Annotated in this window: 19 protein-coding genes; 2 read left to right on the top strand and 17 right to left on the bottom strand. The window is 35.5% G+C overall.

The features are described 5' to 3' along the window. Window positions 1–2: 2 nt before the first annotated feature. The 9 genes from AABK36_RS08555 to serA all read right to left on the bottom strand — a co-directional run bounded on the left by AABK36_RS08555 (window position 3) and on the right by serA (window position 12,773). The gene (locus AABK36_RS08555) at window positions 3–911 is read right to left on the bottom strand and encodes a ribonuclease Z (RefSeq protein WP_309939463.1); all 909 of its coding nucleotides are present in this window, start codon (window positions 909–911) and stop codon (window positions 3–5) included. A gap of 11 nt (window positions 912–922) precedes the next feature. Continuing rightward, window positions 923–1,300 carry an STAS domain-containing protein gene (locus AABK36_RS08550; RefSeq protein ID WP_309939462.1) on the bottom strand — a complete coding sequence of 126 codons (378 nt, stop codon included), beginning with the start codon at window positions 1,298–1,300 and terminating at the stop codon, window positions 923–925. 71 nt (window positions 1,301–1,371) lie between these two features. After that, a complete protein-coding gene (locus AABK36_RS08545; protein WP_309939460.1) occupies window positions 1,372–2,307 on the bottom strand; it encodes a phosphoribosylaminoimidazolesuccinocarboxamide synthase in 936 nt (311 codons plus the stop codon). 87 nt (window positions 2,308–2,394) lie between these two features. Then, complete coding sequence (locus tag AABK36_RS08540) at window positions 2,395–5,982, bottom strand: Ig-like domain-containing protein (RefSeq protein ID WP_309939459.1); 3,588 nt, start codon at window positions 5,980–5,982, stop codon at window positions 2,395–2,397. 65 nt (window positions 5,983–6,047) lie between these two features. Continuing rightward, window positions 6,048–7,019, bottom strand: a complete 972-nt coding sequence (locus AABK36_RS08535; RefSeq protein WP_309939458.1) for a PorP/SprF family type IX secretion system membrane protein — start codon at window positions 7,017–7,019, stop codon at window positions 6,048–6,050. A 131-nt stretch (window positions 7,020–7,150) separates the two neighbouring features. Beyond that, window positions 7,151–8,479, bottom strand: a complete 1,329-nt coding sequence (locus AABK36_RS08530; RefSeq protein ID WP_309939456.1) for a toxin-antitoxin system YwqK family antitoxin — start codon at window positions 8,477–8,479, stop codon at window positions 7,151–7,153. A 299-nt stretch (window positions 8,480–8,778) separates the two neighbouring features. Beyond that, complete coding sequence (locus AABK36_RS08525; protein WP_309939455.1) at window positions 8,779–9,720, bottom strand: GDP-L-fucose synthase family protein; 942 nt, start codon at window positions 9,718–9,720, stop codon at window positions 8,779–8,781. A gap of 3 nt (window positions 9,721–9,723) precedes the next feature. Continuing rightward, entirely contained in the window at window positions 9,724–10,815 is a 1,092-nt protein-coding gene (gmd, locus tag AABK36_RS08520; RefSeq protein ID WP_309939453.1) for a GDP-mannose 4,6-dehydratase, read from the bottom strand. Window positions 10,816–10,883: 68 nt separating this feature from the next. Continuing rightward, a complete protein-coding gene (gene serA / locus AABK36_RS08515) occupies window positions 10,884–12,773 on the bottom strand; it encodes a phosphoglycerate dehydrogenase (protein ID WP_309939452.1) in 1,890 nt (629 codons plus the stop codon). A 205-nt stretch (window positions 12,774–12,978) separates the two neighbouring features. Between serA and AABK36_RS08510 the strand changes: the two genes are divergently transcribed. Next, window positions 12,979–13,719: a hypothetical protein gene (locus tag AABK36_RS08510; protein ID WP_309939451.1), complete on the top strand. Its 741-nt coding sequence runs from the start codon at window positions 12,979–12,981 to the stop codon at window positions 13,717–13,719. Between the two features lie 75 nt (window positions 13,720–13,794). Here AABK36_RS08510 and bioB read toward each other — a convergent pair whose 3' ends face one another. Continuing rightward, entirely contained in the window at window positions 13,795–14,784 is a 990-nt protein-coding gene (gene bioB / locus AABK36_RS08505) for a biotin synthase BioB (RefSeq protein ID WP_309939450.1), read from the bottom strand. 119 nt (window positions 14,785–14,903) lie between these two features. Then, entirely contained in the window at window positions 14,904–15,296 is a 393-nt protein-coding gene (locus tag AABK36_RS08500; protein ID WP_309939449.1) for a thiol-disulfide oxidoreductase DCC family protein, read from the bottom strand. A 188-nt stretch (window positions 15,297–15,484) separates the two neighbouring features. Between AABK36_RS08500 and AABK36_RS08495 the strand changes: the two genes are divergently transcribed. After that, the gene (locus AABK36_RS08495; RefSeq protein WP_309939448.1) at window positions 15,485–16,120 is read left to right on the top strand and encodes a sterol desaturase family protein; all 636 of its coding nucleotides are present in this window, start codon (window positions 15,485–15,487) and stop codon (window positions 16,118–16,120) included. Window positions 16,121–16,130: 10 nt separating this feature from the next. Here AABK36_RS08495 and AABK36_RS08490 read toward each other — a convergent pair whose 3' ends face one another. From AABK36_RS08490 to nuoK, 6 genes are all read right to left on the bottom strand, one after another. Beyond that, window positions 16,131–16,601: an HAD family hydrolase gene (locus AABK36_RS08490; RefSeq protein ID WP_309939447.1), complete on the bottom strand. Its 471-nt coding sequence runs from the start codon at window positions 16,599–16,601 to the stop codon at window positions 16,131–16,133. A 134-nt stretch (window positions 16,602–16,735) separates the two neighbouring features. Then, window positions 16,736–17,203 carry a Dps family protein gene (locus AABK36_RS08485; RefSeq protein WP_309939446.1) on the bottom strand — a complete coding sequence of 156 codons (468 nt, stop codon included), beginning with the start codon at window positions 17,201–17,203 and terminating at the stop codon, window positions 16,736–16,738. A 95-nt stretch (window positions 17,204–17,298) separates the two neighbouring features. Continuing rightward, window positions 17,299–17,670 (bottom strand): hypothetical protein, encoded by a 372-nt coding sequence (locus AABK36_RS08480; protein ID WP_309939445.1) that lies wholly within the window; start codon window positions 17,668–17,670, stop codon window positions 17,299–17,301. A gap of 402 nt (window positions 17,671–18,072) precedes the next feature. Continuing rightward, the gene (locus AABK36_RS08475; protein ID WP_309939442.1) at window positions 18,073–19,428 is read right to left on the bottom strand and encodes a DEAD/DEAH box helicase; all 1,356 of its coding nucleotides are present in this window, start codon (window positions 19,426–19,428) and stop codon (window positions 18,073–18,075) included. 102 nt (window positions 19,429–19,530) lie between these two features. Further along, complete coding sequence (nuoL, locus tag AABK36_RS08470; RefSeq protein WP_309939441.1) at window positions 19,531–21,831, bottom strand: NADH-quinone oxidoreductase subunit L; 2,301 nt, start codon at window positions 21,829–21,831, stop codon at window positions 19,531–19,533. Continuing rightward, window positions 21,831–22,127, bottom strand: coding sequence for an NADH-quinone oxidoreductase subunit NuoK (gene nuoK, locus AABK36_RS08465; RefSeq protein WP_309939440.1), 297 nt, complete (start codon window positions 22,125–22,127; stop codon window positions 21,831–21,833). Before nuoK ends, nuoL begins: the two co-directional genes overlap by 1 nt. Between the last annotated feature and the right edge of the window lie 3 nt (window positions 22,128–22,130).

The following is a 22,130-nucleotide window of genomic DNA, read 5'->3' as shown; positions in this document are numbered from 1 at the left end:
AATCAATCTTGAAATAAATAGGTCTTGCCTTCCTCGGCCAACATGACCCTTTCAAACTCTTGCTTTGATTCTACCAACAATGTATCCAACTCTTTGTACCTAGCGGAAAAATGTCCTATAATTAAATTTTCGGCATTGGCTAGAGTCGCTATTTTAGCAGCTTGGGCAGCAGTGCTATGAAAAGTTTTCGCAGCTCTATTTGCGAACTCATTGTCAAACGTAGCTTCATGATACAACAACTCCACACCTTTAAAATATTCCGAAATCTCAGGCCTAAAGATCGTATCTGAACAATACGCATAACTATGAGACTTAGGTGCGTCTCTTGTATAATCGATATTGGAGTATTTGACGTTCCCATCCACAATAATATCACCTCCTTTTTTCAACGTAGCAATCTGCTCCAATGTAATATCATCAGGAATTTTATCTTTGATTAACCTTCTATATTTAGGTTTTTCCTTGAAAAGAAAACCTGTGCACGGGACTCTATGCAATAAAGGGAATGAGCTTACGACTATATTATCATCTTCATATAATATATCGTGTTGATCAGGATTAGTTGCATGAAAAAACAACTTGAATTTTAAAAATGATTGCGAATATTTTAACTGCAATCGAATAATTTCGTCTAATCCGGCAGGGCCATGAATATGCAACTCCTCAATATTATTATACAAATGCATGGAGGATATCAAGCCAATAAGGCCAAAATAATGATCTCCATGCAAATGACTAATAAATATTCTACTAATTTTAGAAATCTTGCATCTGTATTTTCGCAATTGAATCTGAGCAGCCTCTCCACAATCCACCAAAAACGTTTTATTTGCTATTTCCAGATATTGTGATGTATGATGCCTGGTCAACGTTGGTGCCGCTGAACTAGACCCTAAAATCGTTAATTTCAAATCTATTTAATTTACTCTTCTGAACTTTTTAAATCTCTCTCCAACTCATTCAAAAATACAGCATCAACCGACTCTTCCACATTTTGCAAAATCGTCAATACCGAATCAAGCTGAGAAATTTCTATTAATTTTTTCACATGAGGGCTTAAATTAGCAATCGCAAACAAACCTCCAGCATCTTGGTACAATCTGTTTCCAACAAGAATTGCACTCAAACCTGAAGAATCAACATATTTCACATCCGATAAATCGAAGATGATATTTGGCGTTCCTTCATTGCTTAACTTGATAAAAAATGTTTTATAATCTGGAGCCTTTTCAGAATCGAATTTTTCTTCATGAGGCTTAATCAATGTATATTGCTCTTTTTGATCTATTGAATATTTCATATGTTCTTTTTTTTTGCTAAAATAATGTCTAAAACCGAAGCTATTGATTCTTTAATTACGAATTTCTTACATCAAAGTTTTTCAAGAACATTTCGTTCGATTCTTCCCAAGGCATCCGAATAATCTTGCTTCTGAAAAGATTCTCCTGTCACTTTCTCATACAACTCGATATATCTTTCTGAAATATTTACAACAATTTCGTCTGTCATTTCAGGCACGTTTTGACCATCTTTACCTTGAAATCCATTTTCAATCAACCACTTTCTTACAAACTCCTTAGAAAGCTGTTTTTGAGTTTCTCCTTTTTCTTGACGATCAGAATAGCCTTCTTTATAAAAATATCTTGAAGAATCAGGCGTATGAACTTCATCGATCAAATAGATCTCACCATCATGTTTACCGAATTCATACTTTGTATCCACTAATATCAGTCCTTGACTTGCAGCGATCTCTGTTCCTCTGTTAAATAGAGCTTTTGTATATGTTTCTAGTTGGATATACTCCGATTCGCTTACGATACCTTGAGAGATTATTTCTTCTCTTGTAATATCCATATCATGTCCTTCAGCAGCCTTTGTCGTTGGAGTGATAATTGGCTCAGGTAATTTATCATTCTCTTTCAACCCATCTGGTAATGCGACTCCGCAAACTTGTCTCTTACCGTCTCTGTATTCTCTCCAAGCATGTCCTGCCAAATAACCTCTTATTACCATTTCAACTGCATAAGGCTCGCATTTCAATCCCACAGCGACATTTGGATCTGGTGTTTCAAGAAGCCAATTCGGAACAATATCTTTGGTCGCATTCAAGAATTTTGCAGCTATTTGATTCAAAACTTGACCTTTAAAGGGAATCGCTCTTGGCAAAACCACATCAAAAGCCGAAATCCTATCGGATGCGACCATGACAATTTTGTCTTCGAAATAATAGTTGTCACGTACCTTCCCTTGATACACTCCCACTTGGCCAGGAAATGTAAAATCTGTCTTTTTTATAGCCTCTACCATGAATTTACTAATATATCAGAATAAAACTTATGCTATATTAAGGCTTATCCATGACAAAAAATAATAAATTCATTTAAAAATTTAAGATCATGGCAAGACGTAAATAAATCCAGTTTTAGGAGGCCTGCCATCTCCAAAATCAAACACATAATAATACGTACCTTGCCTTAGAACTTTACCTGAACTTCCTTGCGCGGATCTTGTGCCTCCCCAATCATTATCATAATTAAACTTATTATATACTAAAATACCTGATTGGTCAAAAATAGAAATTTCATGTCCTTCAAAATACTCCAAGCCTTCAATCACTAAAATATCATTAATACCATCTCCATTAGGAGTAATAGCTTCAGGAATATAAACATCATCCATATAAACATCAACATAAACAAATGCCGTAGCACAGTTGTCCTGAAAATCGCATATTTCATACTCAATGATATCTTCACCTCTAAATCCTTCGGCTGGAGTATACTCAATTTGATAGTCATTATTTACTTTTGCCATTCCTCCACTCATCGATGCGGACACAATAGACAATGTTGTAGAGTCAATGCCACTCAACTTGTCAGTATCATTAGCTAATACATCGATTATCACCATCTCGTTAACTGGAGTTTGAACCGTGTCGTCCATTGCGTTAGGAGGGTTGTAGTCTTTGATTTTAATCAGAATTCTAACTTTGGCCCTATCCTCAAGCCCATATTTATCATTCCATGAATATATAAACTCTGTTTCCTTATCTTCAGTCAAACCTTCCAAAGGAGTAAATAGAAATCCAAATGTTGGATCATCTATAACTGTTCTAACTGAACCTAAAGTAACCGTCGACTCATACCTCAACGTATTTTTCACAATATTCCTTGGCAAATAATCATTAGCTAATACATCAACAAACTTCGTTTCATCATGCCATATCTCCAAGTAATCATCATGAGCTATTGGAATACTATCTTTTTCTGGCTTTACATCAATAAAACACCAAGCCATATCGCTATTTCCAGCTTCATCAACGACACGATACTTTAAGCTATCTCGTCCCACAAAATCCAAATCGGGCATATAATTAAAAATCTCAGGGTCTTTTTCAGTGGTTGAAAACACACCATGACTAGGATCTACAAGCAATGTAAAGTTAGACCAAGAAATATCCGACTCAGCGTCAGTAACTCTATTATCTTCTTGAAAATTAATATCAGTGCTTTTATTCACATTCGTTTCAATGACAAAATCCCTAGCCACAGGAGGTGTTCCCTTATCAAAATAAATTGTAAGCTTTACAGTTCCTTCCAAAGTAGAGCCATGAGCATCAATCACCCTGAACTTGAATGTATCAGTTCCATCTTGTTCCGTAGCGTTGTATTTTATTAACCATGGCGAAGAATCATCCAAACTTACCTCGCCTCGTTCAGGCACGGGCTCTTCCAAAATTTCTGTGTCACTCCATACAATATTGTCATCTCCATCAGTAATATAATCTTTCAAATTGATTATATGCTCGGAACCATATGCCACAACTAAATCTTTTAATTTCTCTTCTTTTCCATCTTTGAATACTGGAGGAGGTCCTTTCTTGATAAAAATTTGAACATTTCCTGTTGCGTAAGATCCATGATCATCATAAATTCTGAATTGAAAAGAATCTTGATTATTACCTTCCACAATAGGTGTATACGTAAAAACAGCATCTAATTCTGGATTGAACTCTAATACGCCCCTATTTGGATCATTTTCATTTATTACTTGAAATGAATCCCAATCAATATTATCATCCTCATCACTAATATAGTTCTTAAGATCTACAGTTAATGACTCATCTTGATATACGATAAAGCCACCTTCCGGCAAATCTACCACAGGTCCTGGTCCCTTGGAAATAGATAATTTCACATTTCCATTTACAACATCCCCCTCATTAGTAGTAATTTGATAAACAAATGAGTCATTATTTGATGATGTCGCATTTGCTGTATAACAAATTTCACCATTCGCCTTTATCAATGCATCGCCAAAACTAGGATCATCTATGACTTTCAAAGAGTTAAAATCCAAAGCTAAACCTTCAAATTTATCTTCAAGAATCATATAATCTTTAACATTAAAGCAAGCTTGATTTCCAACAACCACATCCAATTCAACCTCACTAACTTTTACAGGGTCTAAATAATTAATTTTATAAGTTAATTCATCAGAACATGGTCTTCCAAAAAAGTCAACAACCTTAAAAACAAACTCCATAGGTTTATCAGGAGTTGTAATAAAGTTTTTTTCAACACTGATATTTATAAATTGCGATTCGTGAGAAAACCCGATAAGACCTGGAAAGTCTGAACTTCTAGGCACACTAACAGCCTCTGTTTCAAGCTGACTCGCACTCATGCCTTCGCAGCCTAATTTCACAATTTCTTCATCCGTTAAAAATTGTTCTCTTATATTTTTTCCTTTTTTAAAGAAAAAGACTTTCTTTTCCAAAGAAGCCGAGTTTCTTACTTGAACATTGAAAACGGAAGAATATTTTGATCCTAATTTATTATTGACAGAATATTCGTATCTAAAAGTTTTCGGAGTTCCATCATTCACAAAAGTTAATTTGATACGACCACCAAAATCACCGCCTGTTGTCAAAAGCTCAAGATTATCATGCGGACTATCAATATTGAAACTTTCCCAACTAATTAATTCTGCAGGACTAATCCCAATAACATTATTTTGATCAGGCTCGATCAAACTAAAAGTCATAGTCGTTTCATCCGCTACAACTTCATGCACATAATTGGTTTCCTTCACTATTAACTCTTGGCTTACTATCTTCATTTTCAGAAAACCTGTATTTGACCACTCGCCAACTCCTACACGAATTCTGTATGGAAACACATACTCATCGGCTAAATACTCTAAGTCATCTTTAGTTAAATTAAAATTGTCAATTGTAATCACAGGTTCAGAAGCGAAATACTTTAAGATAAAGCTGATCGTTGTTCCATTATCCAAAGTAAAATGATATACTGCTTGGTTTTTGCTATCACCCACCATTTGCAAATTCACTTCAGCCGATAAATCCGAATTTAAAAATGGCTCTTCTCCTTGAAAAACTTTAGGATTACTTCCATCAAAAATGTCGACAACATTTGTTTGACCTATGCCTAAAAATGTAAATTCAGAATCCTCTATTCTTAAAGGCAGCTTGGATGGATCATCCAAAGGAGACAAGTCGCATTCATTATTATCCAAATTAGGATCTTCCGTCGATTCCGGAGAAAGGATTATTGTAGAAGTCACCCTATAATTTTCATCATCTTGGGGGTCTTGGGTAGACTTTTTTTCAAGTGTCAGCCTCAAAGTAAACTTCTCAAATGGCATTACACTATTAAAGCTCCACTCCTTTGTGCTTAAATTAAACTGTCCGCCATCCGTTATATTCGATTTAATATTATATGCATTGGTAATCTGATTCTTAACCTTAAAATTATAAGATGTTTCCGGGCCGAGATTAATCAATGTTACGACAAATTCAAAGGTGTTCTTATCAGCTGAATAATTCTCTATGTATTGAGCAACTTCCAAATCCGCTTGTTGAGCTTTCGACTCAACTACAGTAGTTTGGGCCAACAAGAAAATACTCAAAAAGGCTAAAAACTTGAATTTATATATATATTTAAGTAGTAGTGTATCCATATCAATGCAACTTATATTAAAAAACTATAGCCACAATTCAATATATGCAATTTTATCATAAAATGCTAAAATCTAAACCTTGGCATTACTTTTCTATTGGTAGGGATAGAAGGCCCTCTTTTCCTTATCTTTGGTTCTGGCATATCAAAATTATACAATAATGAAATCTCATGCGATCCCGACTGATTAGCTCTTAACGATGTAGTCGCAATATCATAGGAATACCCAAGTCTCAAATTTTCAGAAATCCCATATTGCAAAACAATGTTTATAGAACTATTATGCCTGTAAGAGGGCCCAAACCAAAGTTTTTCATTATAAACAAAGTATGCCCCCACATCAAACCTTAATGACTCATCGGTCATATCATAAGCAAAGATTGTGGCTGTTATCAACTTCATTCTAGCTGTCAACTCTGCTTTGAATCCAGCCATTAAATAATATCGAAAAAAATCCGGGTTGAAATCTCCCAAATATTCGCCATTCTCCACTTTTTGAGAATAAAATGAAGGAACTGATAGACCAATATAAAATTGAGGCGAATACAAATAAATACCTGCTCCGAAGTTTGGAGCGACTCCACTTGCCACATCCTGCTCCAAGCCAGGATCTGGATTTGGCACATCAAGATCCGATAGTGCTAATTGATACTGAAGCAACGAACCTTTCACCCCAAATGAAAGTGTCAAGTTTTCCCTCAATGCCAAATGATAAGCAACATCCAATGCGAATTCATTTCTTTGCTCAGGGCCCGCTTGATAACCGTCAAATGTCAAGCCTAAGCCCAAATTATATCTTTTCAAAAATACGTTTCCTGAAAGAATATAACTTTCAGGCGCTTTTTCGATGCCTGTCCATTGCTTACGGCCTCCTAAACCTATTTGGCCTTTGTGGCTAGATCCAGCAAACGCAGGATTTAAATAAGTTGGGTAAACCCAATATTGAGTAAAGAGCTTATCCCTTTGTCCATAGGCTTGAGCGCTGACGAACAAGGTAGCGATAAAAACAAAAAAATATATTTTGTAAAAATATTTCATCTATATGGAAAGCTCCTTTGAATTTAATAATGTGATTAATGTACTTCAAACCGCTAAAGATTTGGTGCAAATATAAATATTAAATCTTCTATATTCAAAAAACTTAAATTACAATATTATTATAGCAAAAATTAATCAAATAATAAAGTATTGACTAACTTATCATTAAAGTATTCTTCTTTCTTAATAACTTTTCCAGCTTCATTATAATAGAGCCATTCTTTTATCTTCTTCCCCGAAACATACTCTCCTTTCAACTCTATATTGCCTGAAGGAAAATAATGAAAAAACTCACCATTCTTTTTTCCTACTTTGTAAGGAACAACCGATTTCAATGCACCATTATCCTCATAATACGCCTTGCTTTCTCCAATGGCCAAGTCATTTTGAAAATTTATAGAAGTATTCAGCTTGCCAGACTCGAAGTACTGAGCAAACAAGCCATTTTTTCGACCTTCGCTATATATCGTTTTCGTTTTCACAACACCACTTGAAAAATACTCCATCCAAATCCCGTCCTTCTTCTCATTTCTATATGTCTGCTTTACCAGTAGATTTCCAAGCGAGTCATATTCGTAAATTTGCTTGCCAACATTGTTAGAGCTTATTTTTATCTCTTTTTTAAGCTCTCCATTATGATAGAAATATTTGTTATTCCCTGTTAATTTACCCACATCATAATGACAGATTTGCTTCATATTCCCATTGGAATAATACGCTACAATCTCCCCATCAAGTTTATCATTCTCATAAGCACCTTTGCTCATCAATTCTCCAGCTTCAGAGAACACTTTAAAAGAACCCGATTTTTTTCCATCATTATGCAAATACTCTGTGTAAAGTTGTCCACTTTCATAAAATGTCTTAAATGAACCCGCCAACTTGCCTTTCACAAAAGTTCCTACTGACTCCATCACACCATTTTCATGATAAGTCTTAATTTCACCTTGCTCTTGACCATCTTTGTAAAAAGAGTGCTTTTTCATTTTTCCACTCTCGTAATACTCAATCACATCTCCATCAGGCTTTCCATTGGCAAAAGAAGTACTGCTTTTCAACACTCCAGAAGGGAAAAAAACTTTCAGCTCATTGATTAAAGTATCTCTCAAATATTCAGCTTCTTGAACTAATTTACCATTTGGAGCAAATACATACACAGTACCATGGCGCATGCCTTTGTGATAATTAATCTTTCGTCTTAAGGTATTGTCATTGTAATACTCTTTAAACAAGCCTTCCTGCTTGCCCTGAAAATACACGCCCTCGATTTCTAAAGTGCCATCGGGATAAAACTTTCTCATTGGACCTTGAAGCATCATCGAATCTCCTTCCAAAATAAAGTACTCCACTTTCAAAAACTTATTCTCCGGATCATAATATTTTCTAACACGATCTTGAGAATAGGAATTATTAAATAAAAATACAGTTAAAATAAAAATATATACAATTTTCAGATACATAAACGTCATTAAATTTATTATATATTAATTTTAAATACTTTTAATGACAAAAAAAACATCTTGCTCAGAAAAAAAAATCAACTTTCGTTGATTTCTGACAATAATCATGTATTTCAAAAACTTTGATCATCAGCACCCTTACACTATTCTGCTACATTTGTAATGTAATAAGAGCGACTTACAAACACGTCTTATTATTTATTATTGTGGTTATTGTTTGTTTTAGGGTTTTAATTAGTTTGATTGTTGATTAGACCTCTCGCGTTTCAATACACGAGAGGTTTTTCATTTTATACTATTTAGCAAGAATATTTGCTATAATGATCTTTAAAATCTTCGTAAACAGATTTAATCCCTTCTTCCAAGGAAATCTTATACCTAAAGCCAATTTCACTCAGCTTTTCTACGCTTAACAACTTTCTTGGCGTACCGTCAGGCTTTGACAAATCAAATTTAAGCTCGCCTTCAAAACCTACTATGGATTTAATCAACAAAGCCAAATCCTTGATTGAAATATCTTCTCCTGTTCCAATATTAACCAATGAAGGGTCTTCATAATTATTCATCAAAAACAAGCATGCATCCGCTAGATCATTAACATGCAAAAACTCTCTTTTGGGACTACCAGTACCCCAAATTGTCACAGAATCTTCTCCCTTGATTTTTGCTTCATGGAACTTTCTAAGCAAGGCAGGCAATACATGCGAACTTTCCAAATCATAATTATCATTTGGTCCATAAAGATTTGTTGGCATTACAGATATAAAATTAGATCCGTATTGATGATTATATGATTGACACATTTTCACCCCAGCAATCTTTGCAATCGCATAGGCTTCATTAGTAGGCTCCAATGGCCCTGTCAAAAGTTGTTTTTCAGTGATCGGTTGAGAAGCGAATTTCGGGTAGATGCAAGAGGATCCCAAAAATAATAGTTTCTTAACTCCATGAACTCTGCTTTGCTCAATCACATTAGCCTCAATCATCAAATTATCATAAATGAATTGTCCCCTCAAAGAATCATTAGCATGAATACCTCCTACTTTTGCCGCAGCCAAAAACACATAATCTGGTTTTTCCTCTTCAAAGAATGACTCAACCATAGACTGTCTTGTCAAATCCAATTCCTTTGAAGTTCTCAATAAAAGATTATGATAACCCGCCTCTTCCAACGTTCTAACCAATGCAGACCCAACCATACCATTATGTCCAGCTACATATATTTTATCATGTTTCCGCATAGACTAAAAATTATTTTCTTTCAATAGTTTTTCTTTTTGGCAAATCTTCAGATCAGCCTGCATCATCTCTCCGATCAAAGCTGACAAATCATATTTTGGCTCCCAATTTAATTCTTTTTTCGCCTTTGACGGATCTCCGATTAAAAGGTCTACTTCAGTAGGCCTATAATAACGACTATCAATACGCAAAACAATATCTCCAAGACTTAATCCAGAATCCGAACTCTTCAAGCTTTTAACTTTAGCAACTTCATCTAATCCTTCACCTTCAAAAGCCAATTCAACTCCAACATATTCAAATGCTTTTACAACAAAATCTCTAACCGAAGTTGTCTCTCCTGTAGCGACAACAAAGTCCTCTGCCTTATCTTGTTGCAACATCAACCACATCGCCTCCACATAATCCTTAGCGTGTCCCCAATCTCTCTTAGCATCCAAATTCCCAAGATACAAGCAATCTTGCATGCCTAATGAAATCTTTGAAACAGCCATTGTAATCTTCCTAGTTACAAATGTTTCGCCTCGCAATGGAGACTCATGATTAAATAAAATCCCATTGCATGCATATATATCATATGCTTCTCTGTAATTGACAGTTATCCAATATGAATACAACTTTGCGGCAGCATACGGAGATCTAGGGTAAAATGGCGTCGCTTCAGATTGAGGCACTTGCTGCACCAATCCATACAGTTCGGATGTTGAAGCTTGATAGAATTTCGTTTTCTTTTCAAGATTCAAAATTCTAATCGCCTCTAAAATCCTTAAAGTACCCAGAGCGTCTACATTAGCCGTATATTCAGGCGTATCAAAGCTAACTCTCACATGAGACATAGCGCCTAAGTTATAAACTTCGTCTGGTTGAACTTCTTGTATAATTCTAATGATATTTGCAGAGTCAGTTAAATCGCCGTAATGAAGCTTTAATCTTACTCGGTCTTCATGAGGGTCTTGATATAAGTGGTCTATTCTTTCCGTATTGAATGAAGAGCTTCTTCTCTTAATTCCATGCACTTCATATCCTTTATCGAGCAACAACTCAGCCAAGTACGCTCCGTCTTGGCCGGTTATTCCCGTTATCAATGCTACTTTCATACTATTTTTTAATCTTCTCAATCTAGTGACTTAGATCAAGAAATATCTTTATATTTCAATAAAAATAATTAATATAACATTCTCAACCTTATAGTGCCGTCAATATTTTTCAACTCCTCCACAATTTCTTCCGTGAAATTTTTATCCGTTGAGATTATCAAGTAACCTATCTGCTCATTGGTTTTCAATGCCTGGCTTAAAATATTGACATCATATCGAGCTAAAGCCTGATTGACATCCGCAAGCATTCCCGGTTTGTTTTTATGCATATGAATTAATCTATGCGCATTTTTCACCGGCTGAATCTGCAACTCAGGCAATGTCACATTATTCATCGTAGAACCGCTCATTACATACTCTTTCAACTTCTGAGGCACAAAATGAGCAATATCAATTTGCGCTTCGATAGTACTTCCTCCAATATGCGATGTCAGAATGGTATTTGGTTTTTCCTTTAAAACAGTGTCGAAATGCTCATTGTTGCTTTTAGGCTCTTCTGGAAACACATCAACTCCGAGCCCTTTGATTTTACCCTCGTCAATCTTACTAACCAAAGCATTCAAGTCAACAACATGGCCTCTACTCAAATTAATCAGTATCGCACCATCTTTCATTTCATTAAGCTCATCTTCACCTATCAAATGAGTATTCGTAGCTCTTCCATCCACATGCAATGAAACCACATCTGACAATCTCAAAAGCTCAACCATTGACGCGCATTTTGTAGCGTTTCCTAAAGCCAGTTTTTCTTCCACATCATAAAAGTATACATCCATACCAACCGACTCAGCCAAGATAGAAAGCTGGGAACCAATATTCCCATAACCAACGATCCCTAACTTCTTTCCTCTAATCTCATGGCTTCTATCCGCAGACTTCTTCCACACTCCTCTATGCATATTTCTCATAGAGTCGGGTAAATTCCTCATCAAAAGTATAATCTCAGCCAAGGCCAATTCAACCACAGACCTTGTATTGCTAAACGGCGCGTTGAAAACAGCGATACCATGTTTGATGCAATAGTCAAGATCAATTTGATTTGTTCCGATACAGAAGGCCCCAATAGCAATAAGTTCATTTGCAGATTCCAAAACTTTTGCCGTCACCATCGTTTTGGACCTAATGCCAAGGATTTGAACATCTTTGATTTTCTCACAAAGCTCTTGCTCATCCAAACTTGTTTTCAACAACTCTACATCAAAACCAGCATCAACAAGAAGTTTTTTCGCCGAATGATGAACATTTTCCAACAATAAAGCCTTGCCGACTTTCTTTTGGTAAAAATCAGGATTTAGCTTAAGCTTCAAAAGTATATCGTTCCACGACTCTGCTATAAAGTCAGCTTTTTCGCAAACAGCTTCTCTTTTCACATTCTCAGTGTACGCTACAAATTTTCTGGCTAATCCAGCTTCCCTGATCTCATAATCAGTTATTCCATCACCTATGACCACTACATCATGGCCAAACTTCAAGCTTTTCAGCAATTTCACTTTGCCTTGATTATTAGAAAGAGGATTTGATTCATCCAAACCAACAATATTCCCTTTATAATCATATACAAATGTATTAGCGAACACATGAGAAGAACTGATCCCGTAATTTTTGCATACTGGCTCAATAAACTCCTTGAAGCCGCTTGAGACGATGTAAATATCTTCCGCATGTCTAAAAAAGAAATCCTTGTTCTCTTCTATTGATCGAGACACGGAGTTAATCAAGTGAAGAATCAAATCCTCTAAATCCTTTCTATTCGCATTGAGGCACTTTAAGCGTTCACTTATCGACTCCTCAAAACTTATTTCACCGGCCATGCCCAATGAAGTCAAATGTTTAATTTTTTCTACATCAGCTGGCTTCTCAGGATGATTTCTAGTCGCAATCTGCGCTAGAATATCTAAAGATTCCTCATCTACGAAAGTACTGTCAAAATCGATTATAAGCTTATCTCTTAACTTCATTGCTTTTGGGAATAAAAATATATCTAACCTACTAAATAAAGGTCAATTGCAAATGATAATTGAACTTTAATAAACATTAATTACACACAAGGAATAATCAACATATTTCAAACCATAATTTAGCAAAAATTCAGAACCTTAATATGCTTTTACTAGTCGTATTGACAAATTAAATCTAAAATCACGTGTGAAAAAGATAAAGATTATGAAAAAGATTCTGTTGGGACTGTGTGTGATGGGTTTTCTATTCACTTCATGCGGTAAAAATGAAAAAAAACTCTCACAAAAAGTTGACAGCCTTCAAATTCAACTAAATCAAAAAGGGGCTGATATAAATTATTTGACTGATCAAATGTCTGACATTAACGGCCTGCTTGACTCAATTGAAATGGCCGAAAAAATCATCCACTTAAATGTGGAAGAAGGTGGTCGAGAAGCTTCTACAGAACAAAGGCTTTCCAATATTAAAGAATACATGAAGCAAACCAAATCCAAGCTTTATGAATTGGAAGAAGAGTTGAAAAAATCACAAGGCTCCAATCGAAATTACGCAGCTTTAGTTGCTCAACTTCGCAAAGCAGTAGATCAAAAAGATATAGAAGTCAAAAACTTATCCGATCAATTAATGGGTGTTACTGCTGAAAACAAGCAACTCAATGGAAGAATCAATGCCATGGAAGACCGTTTAAGCGAATTGGATTTATTGATCATTGCTAAACAAGCTGAACTTGAAGAGTTGCAAGCTCAAACTCAAGATGAAAAAGCTGACTTGCTATTCAACCAAGCAGAGAAAACAGAACAATTGGCTAAAAAAATACACTTCGCCGCAAAGAAAAAAAGAAACGAATATCAAGTTGCATACAACTTATATGAAGAGTCATACAACTTAGGCAATGAAGACGCCTTATCAAGAATGCAAGCCTTAGAAAAAAAGATCAAAAAATAAATCACTAACACAATTAATAACAACAAAGGCAACTAAATTAGTTGCCTTTATTGTTATATAAGATTTCCTCATCAATTAAGAAATCGACAAATCATAATGCTTGGCTTCCTTATAAGCTTTTCTTGGCTTCAAATTCAAAATTTGGAACATATCCTTGTCCGAAGCAAAAGATGGGTTAGGTGTTGTTAATAACTTATCACCAGCGAATATCGAATTAGCTCCAGCCATGAAACATAAAGCTTGCTCCGAAGTAGGCATCTCGGTTCTACCTGCAGACAAACGAACCATAGCTTTAGGCATTAGAATTCTTGCAGTTGAGATCATTCTCACCATATCCCATATTTCAACTCTTTCATTGCTCTCCATTGGGGTACCTTTCACAGGCACCAATGCATTAACAGGCACTGATTCAGGGTGAATTTCCAAAGTTGACAAAGTGTGGAGCATTCCAATTCTATCTATTGTGGACTCTCCCAAACCTATGATTCCTCCTGAGCAAACTGAGATATTCGCTTTCTGAACATTCTCTATAGTCTCAAGTCTGTCATCATAAGATCTAGTCGTGATAATCTCATCGTAATACTCACGGCTTGTATCCAAATTATGATTATAAGCATAAAGACCCGCTTCTTTCAATTTTTGAGCCTGATCTTCAGAAAGCATACCCAAAGTACAGCAAACCTCCATACCCATGGAAGTAACACCTTTAACCATATCCAAGACTCTATCAAAGTCTCTATTATCTCTTACATTTCTCCAAGCCGATCCCATGCAAAATCTTGTACTGCCATTCTCCTTAGCTTCCAATGCTTTGTTTAGGACAATATCTGTCGGCATCAACTTCTCCACATCAACCTCAGTATTATATCTTGCTGATTGAGGGCAATATTTGCAATCTTCTGAACATCCTCCCGTCTTCACTGACAACAATGTGCACACTTGAACCTCGTTTGGATCATGAAACTCTCTGTGCACTGTCGCAGCTTTATAAATAAGCTCCATGATCGGCATATTGTAAATGTCCGCGATCTCTTCCTTCGTCCAGTCGTGTCTTATTTCTGTCATTATTATTATAATTTTCTTTATACCCTTATTTGGCTTTCACAATTTCTTGAATGAATTAAGAAATATAACAAATTTAGGGGTAATCTTTGAAATACAAATGATTTTTTCAAAATCAATATTTACATTATAATTCTCTTTCTATCTTCAGCAGTGTATAATCGACATGATTTCTTGCTCATCAATTTCAATCTATTTCTAGAAACAACCATATAGCCAGCGTCTCTCCAACTCCTAGGCATTAATGAAAAAATCTGTAGCAAAAAAAATGGAAATGGCAATTTGCCCAAAATTTTCAATACAGCTCCTGACTTGTGATACAACACTCCATTGCTTAAAAAATACACTGTATTGAGTTCCACCAAATCAATCCCATGAAGCTTCAAAGTGCATTTTGAAAACTTGGATTGCAAAGGAGAGAACATGAATTTCTTCTTTCGATCAATTTCGAAAATATAATTAACCACGGAATTGCAAAATGGACAATCCCCATCATACATTATCACATTGTTCATATTTTTAAATAAAGGTATTCACTTAACCAAAATCAAAAGCTAAGCCATGCTCTTATTCAAAATTGAAAATTTTACTCTAATTCTCCTATATACTTAATAACATTTTAATCTAGAAATATAGAATAAAAAATATTTTAGAAAGATTTTTGCTACTATTTCGCAAATAGATCAACTAAAATTTCTAAAACATGAGTTCAACCAATCAATCCTTCAAACCGAATAACACCGGCACGAAAAAACTTTTTGACAACCCCATATTAGAAAAATTAACTCATACTCACATTTCTGTTCCTATTGCATTATTACTTGCTTACGCTGCAGGGTTAATAATTTGGTCTACGTCCAGAACTTCAATATCCTCAAGTCTAATCACCTCAATATATTTCATCGGACTACTGTTCTTCACATTTGCTGAGTACACCCTTCATAGATATGTATACCACATGAAGCCCTCAAGCGATACAAAGAAAAAAATCCAGTACACTTTTCATGGCGTGCATCATGAGTACCCAAAAGACAAGTCCAGATTAGCCATGCCTCCTATACTAAGCCTTACAATTTCAACTGTATTGCTAGGGTTCTTTCACTTAATCATGGGAGAATACTCTTTTAGTTTTCTTGCAGGATTTCTGACTGGATACGCTCTTTATTTATTCATGCACTACATACTTCATGCATACCCGCCGCCAAAAAACTTTTTCAAAAAACTTTGGATATACCATAGCATACACCACTACAAAGACGAAACAATATATTATGGCGTTTCATCCCCGCTATGGGACTTTGTATTTGGGACTATAGAGAAAAGAAAAAAAGAGGCCTAAGCCTCTTTTTTTAATACCTCAATGTTGCCTCTAATCTCTTTGGCCTAATCAAAAGCTGTAAAGCTTCAAAAATATTACGAGATAAAATATCAGCTGATCTCAAAGCCCTGCTACTGCAACCCTCCTCTTGCATTACAACAATTCCAAGCGCTGCTTTTTCCAACATCATGCTGTCATTGTAACCATTGCCTATAGCAATCACAGATTCGGCACCTAGCTTCTCCACATACTTGACTTTATCTTCACACTGCGAACTTTGAGAAATCACTTCAATACTGCATGGCAAATCCCTCAATTTTGACTTAACTGAATTAAAATAGTCTCCAGTCAATACATGAACCTCAAAATGCTGAGCTAAAAATCTCAATCGATCTCTAACGCCATTGATTGGAGCGCCATCAATAGCAAGCGTTCCATTGTAATCCAGAACAATATGCTTTATTTCAAATCGACCCTTACCAGGTATAGATAGGCTTAACATAAAAACAAAAATGGTTTAAATTCAAATTACTTACGCGATGACGCAAATATTGATGATGATTTTAACAAAAAAAAAGGATTTGGCTATTTAAATATTTCGCCAAATCCCTTTAATAAAAATTCACTACTATTTCATCATTTTAGATAAGCTGAAAGCATCCAAGATACTTTTTCTTTCTCCTTAATATAATCCGACATCAAAGCGGAAGTTCCTTCATCCTCAATATCAGAAGCGACACTAAGAATTTCTCTTTCCTTAACCAACAATACTTTTATGTTTTCAAGCACTATTGACACACATTCTTTTCCATCTTTAATTCCTTGAGATTCCTTAATTTCAGAAACTCTCAAATACTCAGACCATGTATGCAATGGCGTGTCTCCCAAAGTCAACACACGTTCAGCTAATTCATCTATTGCCTCATTCGCTGAATTGTAAAGCTCTTCGAATTTTTCATGCAACTCAAAAAATTCAGGCCCGACCACATTCCAATGAAAAGATCTCAAATTTTGATAATACAATTGATAGTTTGCTAACAAGTCGTTCAAACTTTGCGTCAATTCTTTGGCTTTTACTGAATCAAGTCCTATGATATTTTTCATTTTCTATAATTATTTGTTTCAATGATTACATGACAAATCTAGAGAATCTTATTCAATCGAAAAAATCAATTACATCAATATCTTAATTGATAAAATCAATTCATTAATTTTACCAAATCATTCAAGTTTGATCTGGAGAAATCAGCATTAAGTTTAACATCTTCTGTAGTCAAAATAATTTGATTTGGTTGTTGCGGAGCATTTAATAAACCTCTCATATACAACATCACTTTTCTCTTATATTTCAAATCATCCATTTTGGAAACCTCAATCTTGCATTTGCCCACATTATCATTAACTTCCGCCTCATTGACATCTACTTGCAAGAAATTCCCACAATCAGACATTCCTATCCAAACCACTTTATCGTTAAAATCTTCAACACTTAACGCTTTCGAAAAATTATCTGCAAAGCTCACTCCAAAAGTCATTACCACTAACCCAAATGTCATCAACAAACTTCTCATAGCATCGAAATTTAGAAATCAAAATATAATTTTACTAATAAGTATAATCTTCTTTTTACTGTAATAACGTTCGCAAATTAGTTAGGTTTTACTAACAAACAAACACCAACAATACGATTTGCAAAAAATTCATTTGAATGCGATATTTTTAAAATAGAGCTAATTTTCAATGCTATTTTTTCAAATAACACAACCATTAAAAGCAAACAAGGGAAAGAACAAACATAAAACAATCACGCTAAAGTCAATACAATATTTTGAATAAACGCTAACATTAGAATAAAAGACAAAAAAAAGCCCTTGAAACAACAAGAGCTTTTAATTTTATATTTTTATGAATATTTTAATTTATTAAAAATTGATAATTGTGACAAAAATCATTTTTTAAGCTTTAAAATTCAATTACTTTCTTCTCTTCCTCGGCCTTCCATTTGACTTAAGACCTAATGTTTTTTGAGCTTTTTTGGACAAGCCTTTCATAGCTTTAACCCTTACATTGACTTTCTTATTTTTCTCTTTCTTCTCATGAAATGCATCCCCTCTTTCATCATCTTTTCTTTGGTTCTTATGTCTGACACTATTCCCATGTTTATCGATTCTTGGACCTCTTGGTTGCATTTCTATAACCATGGTTCCTTCAGGCAATTCTTCCAAAGGCACTTCAACCCCTATCCACTTTTGAATATTTTCAAAATCCTCATATTCATCAGGCTCTACCAAAGTAATCGACTCACCACTATTGCCAGCTCTTGCTGTACGACCAATTTGATGCACATAATCTTCATAATCCTTTGGCACCTCAAAATTAATCACATGCGTCACTCCTTCGATGTCCACACCTTTACCAATCACACCAGTAGCTACTACTGCCGTCAAAATCCCATTCTTAAACTCATCCAAGACTCTCAAACGATAATTTTGATCCTTGTTGGAGTGCACAACATCAGACGTTCCTTCAAAATATCTATGATGCAAAAATTGTTGAACCCTCTCGGCAACTTTTTTAGTTTCTGTAAAAATCAAAACCTTTGAGAAAACTTCGACATCATTAACTAAATCAGCTAGAACATTCAATTTAGTTTTGATATTCGGCACATCAATCGCCCTTTGATGTATTTTCTCAGGCAAGGCAATACCTCCTCCGATAACTACTTTTTCCGCACTTTTAAGAAAAGAATGGGCGATCGCTTGAGTCTCATGAGAAAATGTAGCGGAAAACAATGCGTTTTGACGCTTCTCAGGCAAGGCATCCAACACATACTTAAACTGAGTCGCAAAGCCCTCATCCAATAAAGTATCAGCCTCATCCACTATAAAGTGTTTGATATCATTCAAATGCAAAGCCCTAATCGAAACCATTTCTTGAATTCGACCCGGTGTCGCCACTACAATATCACAACCGTCTTCCAAAGCTTTAATTTGCTTGTTTTTATTGCCTTCTCCATAGATCAAGGCTATGCGCAAATCAACATTATCGGAAACCTTCTTAAAGACCTCTTCCACTTGGAAAATCAACTCTTTGGTAGGGACTAATATCAATGCTCTAGGGCGGGTTCCTTGAGCGTAATGCAAACTACGCACTAACGGTAAAATATAAGCTAACGTCTTTCCAGTCCCAGTAGGAGCTATGGACAACAAATCTTTTCCGGCAAAAAGAACTGGTATTGACTGTTCTTGTACTGGAGTCATCTCCTCCAAGCCATTTTCATCAAGGCTTCTCTTAATGAACTTATTTATTTTAAGGCTATCAAATTTCATCTTATCCATGTTAATCCACAAAAGTAATGCTTTTATAGCAAAAGTGCCCGAACCTCAGGCAATAAAGCTCATTACATCGACAAAAGTTCTGTGGAATATGGATTAAAACTGTATCAATAACAGAACAAACAAAAGAGCAAACACCATAACCACCAAAGCTACCAAGATATATCTTTGCACATCGCTGCCTTGAATAGACTTCGCTTTTGCCCCTATTTCAGTCGTTAGATCTGCTAAATAATTGACAGTTCCATCAATAACATGACGATCAAACATAGCAGCTATATCGGCTACCCATACATTGAATGAAGCAACTAAATCTATAAAGGGATTAAGAACTAACCGATCTATTCTTTCGACTTTATCTGAAAACCATAATGTAGCAGAAGAAGAACTATCAACTAATCGATTGATGATCTTATCATCCACTATTTGAGCTATATAAGCAACCCTCAAAGTAGGCTTCACAAAGCCTGCATGCATTAAATCATCCAAATACCAATTATAATAGGACAGCTTTAAAACCGATGGAAGTTTACCCGGCTTCCATTTTAAATAAGATTGCGCATATTCGCCTTTAGGCTGATATAGATAATAACCAATACCAATTCCCATGACAACAATTATAATCGAAATAATACTTGTGATAAAATGCCACTCATGCTCAAGGTTATTAAGCGCTACCAAATCTTTCAATCCAAAATCATTTTGCAAAGGCACTAACAACTCAGGTGTTTCAAAATTATTATAAAGCCAACTTGTCTCTGTATTAAATGGATTTAACGAAAACACTAAACCTAATGAAAGAAAAGCCAAAGTGAATAATGGGACTTTTTTCTTCAATGGGGGGCCCTGTATTGTTTCAAACACTGATTTTAATTCTGGATTATTTTTCACAAACCTTAATTCGCCAAAAAAGATCAATAGGATCTGTCGAGTCATATATAAAGCCGTAAAAAAGGCTGACAAGAAGCCTAATACAGGAATGAAAATATGCCATGAAAAACCGTCTGCCGCTTTGGACATAGCCCAAGCCAATGAACTATTAAGTATAGCATCCTTGGATAAAAAACCTGAAAAGAATGGTATCCCCATCAAAGCGGCTCCTGTAACTAAATACACAACAAACACAAAAGGCATCTTTTTATACAAGCCTCCCATATTCCTCATATCTTGAACATCGAAATGAGCTTTATGCCCTTCCTCGCGCATTCTGTCTTCAATATGATGTAAAGATCTTATTATAGCTCCAGCAGCCAAAAACAAGCCCGCTTTAAAAAAAGCATGAGTAATTAAGTGAAAAAACGAAGCATCGTATGCACCAACACCTATTCCCATCACCATAAAGCCCAACTGAGAACTTGTCGAATACGCCAGCACCCTCTTAATATCATTTTGAGTCAATGCCGCATAACCACTTAAAAACGCAGTCACAGCACCAATAACAGCAATAAAATCCAAAGCATCAGGGCTTAAGATAGGAAAAACCCTCAATAGCAAATAAACCCCTGCGGCAACCATTGTCGCTGCATGAATCAAAGCCGACACAGGCGTTGGTCCTTGCATCGCATCCGGCAGCCAAATCTGCAATGGGAACTGAGCTGATTTACCCATAACCCCGCAAAACAAACCTAGTCCGGAAATAGTCAACCATATCAACGGGATTGACTTTGTCACCAACTCTCCATTAAGACTATATTTTAAAATCCAATCACCTTCTGATACATAAGAATGCTTCATCATTACTTTCAAAGCATCAATATCTAAAGTCCCCATTACGGCAAACAATATGCTTAATCCTATCAGAAACCCAAAATCACCAACTCTATTTGTAATAAACGCCTTTTTAGAAGCTCTGGCTGCCGACTCTCTTTCAAACCAAAAGCCAATCAAAAGGTAACTTGATAGACCTACCAATTCCCAAAACACGAAAAGAGACAATAGATTATCAGACAGAACTATCCCTAACATTGAAAAAGTAAATAGTCCTAAAAATGCAAAATATCGGCAATAATGTTTTTCGTTTTTCATATAGTTCACCGAAAACAAATGAACTAAAAATGAGACTAAAGTCACCACACCCATCATAAGCACAGAAGCCTCATCCAATAACACACCTAAAGTAAATTGACTACTAGTTATAGAGCTCAAATCAAACCAAATAAATCTGGCATGATGCGTCTCAACATTCCAAATATTCACAAAAAGGTAAACTGAGAGAACAAAACTAAGGCCTGTCAACACTATCCCTAATGCATCAGCTCCCCCTTTTTTGAAATAGCTTTTGAATGCATTAATCAAGACAAAAGACAAAAGCGGAGTCAATAAAATTATCAAAGCGATTAGCGTCAAGCTGCTAAATGGCAAAGGTTTTGTCAATTCAATAAGTTCCACTAGTTTCATTATTTATCCCCCAAGGAGTTTAATTTATCCAAGTCTGAAGACTGAAAGTATTTATAAACGTTCAATACAATCGCTAAAGCTACAGACACTTCCGCGGCTGCGATTACAATCACAAACAATGCATACATTTGACCAGTCGGCTGTGTATCCGTGCTACCAAAAGCCACTAAATTCAGATTAGCCGCATTTAAAATCAGCTCAACCCCCATCAAAACCATGACTGCATTTTTTTTCACTAAAATTATCGCTAGGCCGATGCAGAACAACGCCGCTGACAATATCAAATAAGCCTCCATATC

The sequence above is a fragment of the Aureibacter tunicatorum genome (genome assembly GCF_036492635.1).
In the GTDB taxonomy this organism is placed as follows: Bacteria; Bacteroidota; Bacteroidia; order Cytophagales; family Cyclobacteriaceae; genus Aureibacter; species Aureibacter tunicatorum.
This window is presented reverse-complemented; position numbering and strand designations above follow the sequence as displayed.

Bases quoted from the DNA above. Each gene is read 5' to 3' on its own strand.
- AABK36_RS08550 (WP_309939462.1), bottom strand. From the start codon at position 1,300: ATGAAATATTCAATAGATCAAAAAGAGCAATATACATTGATTAAGCCT.
- AABK36_RS08545 (WP_309939460.1), bottom strand. From the start codon at position 2,307: ATGGTAGAGGCTATAAAAAAGACAGATTTTACATTTCCTGGCCAAGTG.
- AABK36_RS08540 (WP_309939459.1), bottom strand. From the start codon at position 5,982: ATGGATACACTACTACTTAAATATATATATAAATTCAAGTTTTTAGCC.
- AABK36_RS08535 (WP_309939458.1), bottom strand. From the start codon at position 7,019: ATGAAATATTTTTACAAAATATATTTTTTTGTTTTTATCGCTACCTTG.
- AABK36_RS08530 (WP_309939456.1), bottom strand. From the start codon at position 8,479: ATGTATCTGAAAATTGTATATATTTTTATTTTAACTGTATTTTTATTT.
- AABK36_RS08525 (WP_309939455.1), bottom strand. From the start codon at position 9,720: ATGCGGAAACATGATAAAATATATGTAGCTGGACATAATGGTATGGTT.
- gmd (WP_309939453.1), bottom strand. From the start codon at position 10,815: ATGAAAGTAGCATTGATAACGGGAATAACCGGCCAAGACGGAGCGTAC.
- serA (WP_309939452.1), bottom strand. From the start codon at position 12,773: ATGAAGTTAAGAGATAAGCTTATAATCGATTTTGACAGTACTTTCGTA.
- AABK36_RS08510 (WP_309939451.1), top strand. From the start codon at position 12,979: ATGAAAAAGATTCTGTTGGGACTGTGTGTGATGGGTTTTCTATTCACT.
- bioB (WP_309939450.1), bottom strand. From the start codon at position 14,784: ATGACAGAAATAAGACACGACTGGACGAAGGAAGAGATCGCGGACATT.
- AABK36_RS08500 (WP_309939449.1), bottom strand. From the start codon at position 15,296: ATGAACAATGTGATAATGTATGATGGGGATTGTCCATTTTGCAATTCC.
- AABK36_RS08495 (WP_309939448.1), top strand. From the start codon at position 15,485: ATGAGTTCAACCAATCAATCCTTCAAACCGAATAACACCGGCACGAAA.
- AABK36_RS08490 (WP_309939447.1), bottom strand. From the start codon at position 16,601: ATGTTAAGCCTATCTATACCTGGTAAGGGTCGATTTGAAATAAAGCAT.
- AABK36_RS08485 (WP_309939446.1), bottom strand. From the start codon at position 17,203: ATGAAAAATATCATAGGACTTGATTCAGTAAAAGCCAAAGAATTGACG.
- AABK36_RS08480 (WP_309939445.1), bottom strand. From the start codon at position 17,670: ATGAGAAGTTTGTTGATGACATTTGGGTTAGTGGTAATGACTTTTGGA.
- AABK36_RS08475 (WP_309939442.1), bottom strand. From the start codon at position 19,428: ATGAAATTTGATAGCCTTAAAATAAATAAGTTCATTAAGAGAAGCCTT.
- nuoL (WP_309939441.1), bottom strand. From the start codon at position 21,831: ATGAAACTAGTGGAACTTATTGAATTGACAAAACCTTTGCCATTTAGC.
- nuoK (WP_309939440.1), bottom strand. From the start codon at position 22,127: ATGGAGGCTTATTTGATATTGTCAGCGGCGTTGTTCTGCATCGGCCTA.